Origin of the sequence: Bacillus sp. EKM501B (genome assembly GCF_011800505.1) — a bacterium.
GTDB classification, from domain to species: Bacteria; Bacillota; Bacilli; order Bacillales; family Bacillaceae_G; genus Bacillus_A; species Bacillus_A cereus.
On the sequence record NZ_JAALFZ010000003.1, the window covers coordinates 152,440 to 164,828 of the forward strand.

The window sequence follows — 12,389 nt, forward strand, 5'->3', positions numbered from 1 at the left end:
TGATGTCTTTAGAAAGAAATTTTCCAAAAGAGATTCTATTGGATTCTGCTGAGAAAAGAGGCGTATGGTTTGAACAATATGTAAAAGTAGAACATCCTATTATGGAAAGTATAGTAGAAGATTTAGTGGAACGTATAAAAAATCCAGCAGGAAGTAATTTGATTATGGTAGTCGGCCCAACAGGGGTGGGAAAGACTACTGTACAGGAATTGGTCGTACGTAAAATTTATCAATGGGCTCTTAAGCGGGAAGACATGGATAATAGAATACCTATTACAGGAGTGGAATTACCTTCCCCGGAATTAGGGAGATTTAATTGGAAGGATTATTACAAAAGGGTTTTAGAAGCTTTAAACGAGCCGTTAATTGATTTTAAGGTCGATTACGATACGTTAAAACAGAGTGATAAAATCACAAAAATAAGTCCTTATGATAAAAGAACGTCTCCTGAACTAAGGCGCTCTTTAGAAAAGGCCTTTTATTATAGAAAACCGCTAGCTTTTCTCGTTGATGAAGCGCAACATTTTTCTAATATTACAAATGGAAAGACGTTGCATTTGCAATTGGATGTTATTAAATCATTAGCAAATATATCAGGTGTATTACATATTCTTGTTGGCCATTATGATTTAGCCGATTTTATTAACTTAAGTGGGCAACTAAGTAGACGGGTTACTGACATTCATTTTGCAAGATATAATGCCAATAATATGGATGAATTAAAGCATTTTATAAATGTTATAGCAAATCTACAAAAACAACTGCCTTTAGAGAAAGAACCTGATTTAATAAATCATTATGATTTTATATATGAGCGCACACTGGGCTGTATTGGGATTTTAAAGGATTGGCTTAGCCGGTGTTTGGTCAGTAGTGTGAACAATGGTGAAACTACCATTAATTTTCAGTCTTTAAAAAAGTATGCTCTGCCTATTAGTAAAATAGAGGTCATGATGGAAGAGATTGAAAAGGGTGAAGATAAATTCAATGAAAATAAAGATAAAGTTAGTGAATTACGAATAAAAATGGGATTAAATAAATTTAATGTAGATTCAGTAAATCAAGTATCAAAAAATAAATCGCGAAAAAATGTAGGTGTTAGAAAAGCTAAACGTGATGCAGTAGGGAGGTGAAATAATGAGAATTCAAAGTATAGATCAAGAAATACAAAATGAGTATCAAGTAAATATTAGTACCCTTTATTCTATTGAGCCTATGGGCTTAGGTACTCCACATGTAGAGAGCCTAACAAGTTATATAGCAAGGTTAGCATATGAACATTCCATTACACCAGGAACTTTAATTAGAAGGTTGATAACAAGTTACTTAACGGTAAAACATTTAAAAGATAATTATATGAAAGGTAGTATTTCCAAGTATACATCTACATTATGTTCAATAGGAACCGGTAGTGAGGATATTATAAGTGTCTTAGAAATGTTAACAGGAAGAAAAGATATTATTTTTACTACGCTTATGTCTTTAAAGGGTTTGTTATATGGAGAGAATATTGTATCTAAGTATAAGAAATGGTGTCCAAAATGTTTACAAGAATTTAGAGATGAAAATGGTATTGTTTATGAACTATTGATTTGGCAAATAATATCTATAAATCACTGTTCTAAGCATTGTTGTAAACTAAGAACTGAATGTCATAATTGTAATAAAAAATTACCATCAATGTATAACAAATACATTGTAGGTTTTTGTCAGTATTGTAATGCTTGGCTTGGAGAAAAAAATAAAGATGGGAATGTTTGTTCAATAAGTTCGGAGGAAAAAATTATGCACGAGATATTTTGCGGAGTGTATAAATATGACTATTGTTTATTATCTTTTCATATTAATAATACAATAAAAAAATTGGATGAATTCTTAAATTTAAAGAGGCGTGATTTTATCGATTTGTTTGGTTTAAAAAGAGAATGTACTATTGGTAGATGGCTAAAGTATAAGAGTTCGCCACCAAAATGGGCATTAATTAATTTTTGTGTTAATACAAAGTCTTCCTTTACAAATGTTTTTATAAAGGAAGACTTTAAAGAAATTGAATATCTTGTTAACAAAAAAATTATTAGTTTGGACGAAAAAACTTTTGATATAAGAAAAGATGTAGCATCAACGCGATTAAATTTGAAAGAATTGCATGATATGTTAACAGATAATCTTATGAAAGAATTACCATTAAATTTAGCTCAAATAGAGAGAAAATATAAGGTAAATAGCTTAACGATAAGAAAGAAATTTCCCGAATTGTATAATGAGACAAAAGAAAGATGTTCATATAGAATTCCAGCAGAAAAAATAGAAAAAATTACATGTGACTTAAAGAGTTCTGATTTGAGTCTCGTTACTGTGTGTACAAGAAACAAAGTAAACTATAGGCAATTTAGAAAAGTTTATCCTGAAATATTTAATGAGCTGAATGAATATTCGAGAAAAAGAAGAGAGGAACAAAGAAAGTCTAAACATGATTTGTTGCTAGAGATTGTAACAAAAGAATTGGATATTGAATTACCGATAACTCAAATAGAAAAAAAGTATGGTTTTAAACGAGGGCAGATTGCAAGACTGTGTCCTAATTCATTTAAACTAATAAGGGAGAGGCGTATTAGGTATTCTGAAAATGAGAAGAACTACAAAAAAACGAAGTTGTTTGAGTTAATACATAATTCGATTATTGAATTACATGAGCAAGGATTATTCCCTTCACATAATAGGGTTGAAGCACACCTTAAAGATAAAATTAAAATAAATTTTCTATTCGCAAGAAAGGAAATTTCAGAGTATCGTAAAGAAGTATTAAGGGGATTAGGTTATATTTTAAAATGAGATTCTGTTTTAGCGGAGGGAGCTATATAAAGTTAGTGGCAAATTTATGGGTTAATAAAAGGTGTTTGGCAATGTTATGCTTCAAAACTAATAAGAAGATGTTCTTACAAAGCTGCGATTTACGGCAATAATATGGTTCAAACTGAGGCAGCTTTATGGTTCTTTTTATTTGTGGCAAACTTATGCTTTCAGATTTGAAAATTACTTTTATATAACATTTCATTTATTTTATATGGAGATATTAACCGTGAAAAAAGAATTTATTATATATAAATTAGCATAGGGATAAAAGAATTAAATTAGAAGAAAATAGGGGTATTTGTTTTGGAAATTAGTTCTAAGTCACAAATGAAAATACCAGAAGAAATAAAAGGGTTTATTTTTAAATATAGATTTAAAGATTTTTTAAAAGAAAATCAAAACAACATAGTGGAGATGTGATGTCTAGAATACAGCAAGCGATCTCATCTAATGAAGAACTTAGTAGAAAATTTGAGGAGTTTATTGTAAATGAAATAAGTAATGGGAAAAACATCAAGTATTTTTATGTGGATCAAGACATTCGAAATAATGAAGAGGTAAATTCACTACATAAGATCTATAAAAATCGAACGTAATATTTCTCAACGTAGAAAGAAGAATATGTAAAAAAATTCTTGGAATAATTTTTTCATGAAATAGACTAGAAAGTGAAGAACGTCCCGATGATTAAAGTGCAAAGTAATGAGTATCAATGACAACAGCATTGTGAATCTCAGCCCACGATTGCTAAAAAGAATTAGGACACAGTTAAATAAAAAAAGAGAAGGTTAAACATTCTCTTTTTTTACATCATCTATGCTTAGATACTCTTCTTTTACATAATTATTATTATATAAAGTGGCATGTTAAATCAGCACGAAACTCTCCGTAATTTCTACCCTCAAAATCGAGTGAAAAGCCAAGGTAGTTTGAGTAAAAAGCTAAGTGTCTTTTAAAGACCCCTGGCACTCGTAGTAATGGAAAGTTGCCTCGTTCATATTCTGCATAGGTTCCAAGAAGTGCGCCATATGTCTTAATTTTAGCATTTACTGCAATTTGAAATGAATAACTTGCTTGTATGGCTATACAGAAAAAGTATTTTAAGTATTTAAAGGGTAGTTCGATTTTTTTATAATTTGAAAATCTACCTATTGAAGGCTCAAGATAATATTGTAATACATTGGCCTCTTCTTTATTGAAATTAGTGAAAAACAACAAATCGTCATCACCAAGTCCCTGTTCCTTATAAGCCGGGTTTTTTTCAACTTTTGTAAGAATCTGGTGAATTAAGTTTGGGAATGCGCAACCCCAAATCCAAATAAAACCCTTAGGATGAAAAGCTTTCTGAAGGTTTTGCTTAGCTTTGCTGCTCATCGTCGGAGGAATAAAATCAAGTTGACCTCTTGGATCTTTGTCATCAGGATCTCTTAGTGATTCTTGGAAAGCATCTCTATTATGAAAACTGTTTACAAGAATGGGTCCACCCATCCATCCATGTGAAAAAAAACTAAGCTCTTTTAAAGTCTTAGGAGAATGAGCTCCTATGTTTTTCACAGCCTCATATACATCTAAAATGGATAACACTTCATGTTGTCCCCTTCTAAAGGAATAATACGGGGTACCATTTTTTAAAGATACATCGTAATTCTTCTTTGAAATCGGCTTAAAAGTACGTCTAACCACTCTCTTTTCACTTTTCGTACCATTATTATAAGTTATTTGATGTGTCACAATTTCTCCTTTACGAAAGTCAAAAACTTGAAACTGAATATCTTTTTTCTCAAGATTTTGTGCAAGAAGCCGACTAATTCGATTATTACAAAACACACGGAAATCTACACCCTTGAACTCATAATCTACGCCTGCTACAAAAATGTAATTTTCCATACTTACCTCAAGCCATTATCAGTATCTGACATACTATCTTCAATATCAGGGACTTCACCTGAATCTTGAAGTAAAACTAAAGATGTAGGGATAGTAACTTTCCAAGGTTCAGCACCCTCCGGATATGGAATACCCACATCAAACTTCCCTAAATTTTCACTAATTTCATCAACAATAGGAACATACAAGTCATCATCACGCAAAGGAATATCGTTCCCTTCCCATATTTGATTAAATTGACAGAAATGAGCAATCGCACGTTCATAACCTGGCCGAACAGGAACTTGAACTCGGGCTGCTCCAGCTTTTAAAAACGCTGTAAAATCAGGATCAGGGTCTTTCAGGTGTAACGCAGATGACCATTTAGATTCTCTTCCCCAATAATAAGGATAAAATACATAAACCAAGTTATTCCATTCAAACGCATTTTCAAAAAACTGGAGATAAGCTCCATTTTTACATGCAGCCTCGATATTAATTTCCGTCGGCGAACCCGCCTCGAAAGAATCCAAGGCTATGCTTGTTTTACCTGTTAACATCATAATAATAGTCTTTTTTAATTCTTCACGTTCAATTTTACGATTCTCTAAAGGATTGTTGCCAAGAATTTTTATGCCTTTTTGAATAGTGGCTTCCTCAAGCTTGGTTTCATACTCTTTTTTTTGTATTTGATAAGTCTCTATAATTACTTTATACATAGCTTGCTGCCATTCTTCAAACATTCTAGAAGTACGTTTACAAACAACATCAATCCCAATACTAAAGCTTTCAAGGTATATTGTTTGAACAACGACCGATATTTCCTTTTCATACAACCGACCAAAAGTCTTATAACTAACCAATTCATCAACAGTTTCAAACTTTCGACCACCAATAATAACTACAAATGCTGCTGTATTAATATCTCGCCACGCTCCTAGTTTTTGGATGCATGCTGCAATAGCTACATAACCCTCAGGAATTTCTAATTTACTTGATCTGCCATACGCTGCTTCAGGATCACCGTTCTGAACTCGATCTTGATGCTCACAAAAAGAAACTATTATATACTGAGCAGGCGGTACTGGTGCATCAGTAATTCCATATTGACTCACATAATCCTGATAGTTTGTTTGGGTAAGATTCTCTGGTTTAAGTGGATTGCTTCCTCCTGTTTGAGGATAAGTAGGGGGTTCAGGTTTTATAAGTATATCTTCCTCGGAGGGATTCTGAATGATTTCATGTAAATAATAAGTTGCGGGTTCAGGTACAACGAACTCGTACATCATTCTTTGCCCATAGTTTAATACTTGTGCATCATATATTTTATTAAGCCAGCGATAAACTCCGGTAATATTACCTGCATTGCCCATACCTGTGTTTTGAATCTGGTGCTTATTAATTTCCTCAATTTCTTCTAATATTCGACGCTGTCTTACTTTTTTTACACGATTTAAAATTCGTTCAGAACTTTTTATGGTTATATCCTGTCCAAAACTCCTAGCCTGCCTTTGAGCTTCATCAACTGTGGTAGAAGAACTAGCATTTAAACTCGAAGTAAAGTTTACAGAAGGACCATATGATCCACTAATCTTTAACCCTGTCTCTAATTTCAACTGATTGTTAATAGTTCTTTCAGCTTCGGTTTGGAGCTCATTTCGCTCCGTACTTTGTAAATCACGCTCCTTAATGGTTTCATTTTCTTCTTCAGTAATCTCAATTTCCTCTAACAAATTATGGCGTCTATGTTCTCTCTCCTTTGATTCTCCTGCAAGTATATTTTCCACATGTGCAAATTCTGTTAATTCGTAAGCCTTAAGTGTTTGTTTAACTAATAATAAATCGCCAATACCTGCTTTGAAGCTACAAGATGAAGGCGCTACTAAATCTTTACTTATACCCTCTTTTTTTAATATTGATTGAAACTGCGTAGCGTCAATGATACCACTACCTATATGAATAATTTTCTTTGGTGTATATTTTGAAGGGAGCTGAGATGAAATATTACGCATCTCTGTTTCAATAAGCTCCAAAATATAAAAAGGGCTTACCTCGCTCGAGTTAATTTCTAAATCGTGAAGTACGCTTTTACTCTCTACACTTATTAAATCAATTGGCGGTAAAGTTGTATCTATGCGCCCATGTATTTTGTTTTTATACCATAATTTTTGGTCGTTGTGAGAAACATTTGACTTTGAGTTATCTGCTTCAGTTTTAGTTACTGTGTGCTCTGTTAATTGAAGAAAATGAATAATTTCATTATAAACTTTCGTTAAAAGTCCTAGCTTTTTCTTAATTCTATCTACTTCAATTTCAGAATCAGTAGGTTCTAACTGTTTAATAATTACGTTAGATTTCGAAGGTAAATCACTAAGATCCGTTAAATCGGGAAGTATTAAAGTCGTTTGGGATAAGAGTTCACCAATTTTTTCAACTTCAGGTAACTGTACGTTATCTGCCATAGTAGATATAATCTTCATTAATTTAAATCTAATTATTAATCTATCTCTCCGATTAGGAGGTGTAGGAATTGCTATACAGTCAGATAGTATACTATCCGCTAAAGAAATAAAGGTTTCTTGGAAGCTTTGAAGTTCAACAATTTCAGTTATAACATCTCCGTACAACTTCTCTATTTTCCGTTTCAATTTTTCTAGTTGCAATTCTGTACTTGAATGTTCATTAACGTATTCAAGAAAAAGTTTAATATTAAATTTCAATTCATTAATATCTTGTACATATCCATCTGTACTTTTAAAATTTTGGGCAATTGAAATATATTCATTTTTACTAACTTTTCGATTTTTAGCATCCTCTAAAATTTCATAAAAGCTCGTTTTAAATCCTGAAGGAAAAAGATAAAAATTTCTATTATTATTTGTAAACTGATTTTCATTATACTTAGCTGGACGAACTGAAAAAAATCTCATAATTCCTTCTGTTGACATAAAAAATCCCCTCCCATTATTTAATTAAGATCAGTTATATAATTCACAAACATATCTTTTTTATTCATAAGTGCTTTTTTACAAATGAACATATAAGTATACGTAGTGATGAACAGCTATTACGTACAAACGCAAGGAAAATGTGATCCTTATCGAATTAACCTTGTCATCAATCACTTGCCATTTAATGTGAAGGTAAACTCTATCTTTCACCGTGAGCTCAAAAGCTCATAATCGAAAAAAGATGCGTATTTGAGGAAACAGGGATCTAAAGTCATGCTGATCAGTGGCAGCAGCATTGTAAATCCTATACGTCAGGTTTAAAAAAAGTGAAAACAATATTACCTTAAATAAAGAAAGGGTGAAATAAGTAATTTAGCTGAATTCACACATGAATCTCTTTTTTTCTTTTTACACCGATATAATATTAGTTGTCATGTTATATGTGTAGAAATAATAAGTTATTTGATTTCTTTTTTAATGTTATTAATTTTCTGCCTATTTAAAATTAAGTTTGATCATTTCGACCTATGTTGTTCCACAAAGGCTACACTTTAATTGAATAATTAAAGTGTAGCCTTTGTCCTAAAATTAAATAATTGTACTTAAGCTAATGTACTCGTGGAAAAGGAAACCTTATTTAAGTAACATTTTCAAGGCTTCTTCAATATCCGTTGGTAAGTCATTTTGTAATAACTTATATAATGTTCCTCAACCTTTAAAATAATCGCCAAAGTAATATCACACAATTTTGCGCTGTTCCATATGGGGCGGAGCTTTTTTACAAATCTTTTTACCCTAATATTTTGTCAATTCAAACCGTTTATGGCATGAAAATGAATTAAATTGCTTTTATTCAATGTATCGAGGATTATGGTATTCAAAGAGAATTTGGTAGAGAATATTTTGATGATTAAAAAGATTACTTCTAATTAAAGGGAATATATATAGAGGTAAATTTCGAACACTTTTGATTATTCCTTTTCCTCCGTATATGACCATTAAAACGGCCAATGAACGAGTTGTTCATGTCATTCAGCCTTCCGAAGATTGATCACAGGAACTATATACACGGGGGTTAGCGTTTATATAGAATACATAACCCAATCTTCGGTTCGAAGATATTTATTTTCTACCTAATCAGGTTATGAGTTACTTAATTAATGAAGATGGCTCCTTTAAGCAACTGACGAAGCATATCATTAAAAAATTTAAATTGAAACAGAGTTTGTGTAATCAAACTCTGTTTTTTCCTTAGTTCCATTTTACAAAGAAGTTATCCGAAGAAGACAATTTTTCGCCAGGTTCCGTTACTTGACGTGGTAGCTTATCGGATCGATATAAGTAAAGTTATCATTTTCCGTAATCACTTTCACCGTCCTGTACAGTTCCTTCCACTCATCTGGTGGCATAAAGCATGTTATTCATATGAAATTTTTAATGTCCTTCTTGCTCAACGAAGGCACCTGTTTGTTGAAAAAGTGCCTTCATCGATATTAAGTTTATATGTAATAAAAATAATATTTTTTACGGTATTTAAAGAAATAATTTCAATATAAATAAACATCATATTTCACCACAAATTTGGAAAACTTTATACTATGGAGAAGCATTCACTTTAATTTTTTCATTAATTGTAAAACCTAGCCTTACGCTTAAAGAACCGTTGATTTTTCTGTCCTGCCAAGAAGAAAAACAATAAAAAACTTCAGCTCTTCATCTTCTAAGCAATTCTCCTGTAGTTATAAAACGTTTTAGTAGGCAGTATAAACTTTTAATAAGCTACAAATATGTTCTCTCGCTAGATACTCCTTAGTTACATTAAGATATGGGAAGGGATAATAAAATGGGCAAAAAATCCAATACACTAATTGTAGTAAAATTCCGTGATGAAATTGATTTACCATACACGGACGGTGTGGAAAGATATATACAGAAAGATTTAGAAACATTTAACTTTAAAGTAGAGACTGGGATTGAAACCTTAACACTAAAAAAGGTATTTAATTCACTACCGCCAGATAAAATCAAAGGTTTGACTACAAAAGCAAAAGAAAGAAATCCTAATGTTCCAACCCCTAATTTGTTATCATACTTCAAACTAGAGTGTCCTGAAAGAGTTAATCCACAAAAGTTGGTAAATCACTTTTCTCGGTTGGCAATTGTACAAACTGCCTATATTGATACACCAGAAACAGAACCAGGCACAGTGAACCCTTCGGATGACTCGTTATATATAAACCAGCGTTACTTAGCCGCTTCTCCAGAAGGTATAGATGCAAAATATGCGTGGGGGTTTCCTGGAGGAGATGGAGCTGGTCAAAGCGTTATTGATTTAGAACGTGGGTGGACATTAAATCACGAAGATTTACTTCAACAACAAGTAAAACTCTTATATGGGAATATTAGAAATGAATCTAGGTGGCATGGAACAGCCGTTTTAGGTGAGCTTGCTGCAAAAGATAATGAGATAGGTTGTATAGGTATTGTTCCTAATTTAAAATCAATTAACGTCGTTTCATATTATAATGTTGGAGTAGATAATGCCATTCTTGCTGCAATTCCTTATTTAGAGCCTGGTAACGTATTAATTTTAGAAGTTCAAACAAATAACCTACCAATAGAGGTAAAACCAGCGGTATTTGACGCTATTCAGTTGGCTATTCAAAACGGGATTGTAGTTTTTGAAGCCGCAGGTAACGGTGGAGTTAATTTAGATTTATATAAAATAGATGGTAAAAATATTTTCAATCGTTCATCTTCTGATTTCCGTGATTCTGGTGCAATTATGGTTGGAGCTTCTACTGGAATACCCCCTCATAAAAGGATTAGTTCTTCTAATTATGGTAGTCGAATTGACTGTTATAGTTGGGGTGTACATGTGGTCACGGCTTATTCAGATTCTCAAGGAGCTACTAAAAAATACACTCATAATTTTAACCGTACATCTAGTGCTACACCAATTGTTGCTGGTGCAGCATTAGCTATTCAAGGAATTATTGAAGTTTCACATGGTTACCGTTTAAGTCCGAGTGAAATTCAAAACATCCTTGCTGACCCAACTTTTGGGACAGCTTCTGAGAACCCTCCAATAGATCGAATCGGTGTTATGCCTAACTTACGTACAATTATAGATTCTCTTCTACAATAATAAGTACATTTAAATTTAGTGTTTGTGGATTAAAGATCCCTGAAACGAATTCTGTTTCATCCTAATTTTTTAATACGGTCATCTGTGAAGTTATCAATGTAAAACACTAAATGATTTTATAATCTGTATATAATTATTTTTTATTTAATCTATAGTTAAAATTTTCATCAAAATAAACATCTTTCTCACTTAGTATTGATGTTAGTTCTAGATTTGTCGTTGATAATTATTCTGAGTTATTAGGAAAGATGCAAGAGGATGAAACTATTTTTAATCGAGAAAAGGGGATTTTTATTCTTAATCAGATTAAAGATACATTAAATTTTAATAATATTGAAATGGCTAATTTGTTTAATGTTAACCCTAGAATTTTTGGGGGCGGGCTTAAGGGAAGAGGACATCCTAATATTGATAAATACCTTGAATTTGCTTGTAAAACAAATTCCTCCGTTTACAAAATTTTTATTAAACAGGAGGTGATTTAATGTCGTTAACAAGTATTTTTAAAAGTTCTAAAGAACGTGATAAAGAATTTCAATCTATATTGAGAGAAAAAATTCCTAAGAAAAAAGAGTTTTACACGTTGTCTGGTAAATCTGCTTTTACTAAAGAATATGAGATGGTAGTACCGTATACTTTGAGCAATCCATATCAAGCTTCATTGATTGCCTAAATAGTTATTGGTAATTCAGCAAATTGCTTTTAAAAAATAAATGCAGAAAATGGTTTACACATAATGAAAGGTTTCTTTAAAAAGTCTGTTTATAACTCATTTAGGTTGAATTATAAATATAAGAAATTCATTAAGCAATTTAAATCATTTGTTAAAGGAAAGAACGAGATTGGCTCATTAATTACTGCAGCATGCTATTTAGCTAAATTGGAACAAATCTTTCGTAGTGGATTGCCCTCGATGGATACTAAAAAAAGTCTCTTTTCTGATCCAGCAGAAGAAATAAAAAAAGAATTAGAATATATGTGCAGAATGTTTCAAGAAGAGTTTCTTATTATTAAAATTATCTCGCAAAAAAGCAAAGTAATATATAACCCAAACTTTAGTATTACTTCTTTAATGGTGGGTGGAGCAGATGGTGATATAATTATTGATGGAGTTTTGTGTGACTTCAAAAGCGGAAAAGAATTAGGATATTATTGGAAAAAAGTAGCGCGATTGATTGGGTATTATTTTTTAAATGAAGTTTCAGTAACTTTAAATAGTAGTGATTGGCTAGATATTTATAAAGGTTTGGAGATAAAAAAAGTAGCATTTTATAAAGCGCGATATGGTGAAATAGAATGATTCTCCATCTAAGAAAAAGATAAAAAACTTTCAATTGTACAAGGTATTCCCGATGAAAAATATTTGATTTTAAATGTTGGAGATGTACTGCTACTATTTTTTGAGGCAAGTTTATGAGTTAATAAAAGATTTATGGCAATATTATGCTTCAAATATTACAAGAATGTTCTCTGAAAACTATACTTTCTGGCAATATTATGGTTCAAATTGTGGCGGACTTATAATTCAAATCACAATTTTGTATAATATGAACCATAATTTTGCCAGGTTG

At 31.8% G+C, this 12,389-nt stretch carries 8 protein-coding genes; 6 read left to right on the forward strand and 2 right to left on the reverse strand.

Features of this window, described 5'->3' with window-relative positions; all coding sequences use genetic code 11:
* Window positions 1-2 precede the first annotated feature (2 nt).
* Window positions 3-1,133: an ATP-binding protein gene (locus tag HFD78_RS09895; protein ID WP_176543935.1), complete on the forward strand. Its 1,131-nt coding sequence runs from the start codon at window positions 3-5 to the stop codon at window positions 1,131-1,133.
* A gap of 4 nt (window positions 1,134-1,137) precedes the next feature.
* Complete coding sequence (locus HFD78_RS09900) at window positions 1,138-2,832, forward strand: TniQ family protein (protein ID WP_098628418.1); 1,695 nt, start codon at window positions 1,138-1,140, stop codon at window positions 2,830-2,832.
* An 870-nt stretch (window positions 2,833-3,702) separates the two neighbouring features.
* On the opposite strand, the gene HFD78_RS09905 is transcribed toward HFD78_RS09900, so the two are convergent.
* Entirely contained in the window at window positions 3,703-4,740 is a 1,038-nt protein-coding gene (locus tag HFD78_RS09905; RefSeq protein ID WP_098628417.1) for a hypothetical protein, read from the reverse strand.
* 2 nt (window positions 4,741-4,742) lie between these two features.
* On the reverse strand, window positions 4,743-7,667 hold the full coding sequence (locus HFD78_RS09910) for a hypothetical protein (protein ID WP_098628416.1): 2,925 nt from the start codon (window positions 7,665-7,667) through the stop codon (window positions 4,743-4,745).
* 1,846 nt (window positions 7,668-9,513) lie between these two features.
* Between HFD78_RS09910 and HFD78_RS09915 the strand changes: the two genes are divergently transcribed.
* The 4 genes from HFD78_RS09915 to HFD78_RS09930 all read left to right on the forward strand — a co-directional run bounded on the left by HFD78_RS09915 (window position 9,514) and on the right by HFD78_RS09930 (window position 12,118).
* Window positions 9,514-10,818: a S8 family peptidase gene (locus HFD78_RS09915; RefSeq protein WP_176543933.1), complete on the forward strand. Its 1,305-nt coding sequence runs from the start codon at window positions 9,514-9,516 to the stop codon at window positions 10,816-10,818.
* A gap of 248 nt (window positions 10,819-11,066) precedes the next feature.
* Window positions 11,067-11,303 carry a hypothetical protein gene (locus HFD78_RS09920; RefSeq protein ID WP_098628414.1) on the forward strand — a complete coding sequence of 79 codons (237 nt, stop codon included), beginning with the start codon at window positions 11,067-11,069 and terminating at the stop codon, window positions 11,301-11,303.
* On the forward strand, window positions 11,303-11,491 hold the full coding sequence (locus HFD78_RS09925; protein WP_098628413.1) for a hypothetical protein: 189 nt from the start codon (window positions 11,303-11,305) through the stop codon (window positions 11,489-11,491). The genes HFD78_RS09920 and HFD78_RS09925 overlap by 1 nt, the downstream gene beginning before the upstream one ends.
* Before the next feature lie 240 nt (window positions 11,492-11,731).
* Window positions 11,732-12,118, forward strand: coding sequence for a hypothetical protein (locus HFD78_RS09930; protein WP_141542024.1), 387 nt, complete (start codon window positions 11,732-11,734; stop codon window positions 12,116-12,118).
* Window positions 12,119-12,389: the final 271 nt, after the last annotated feature.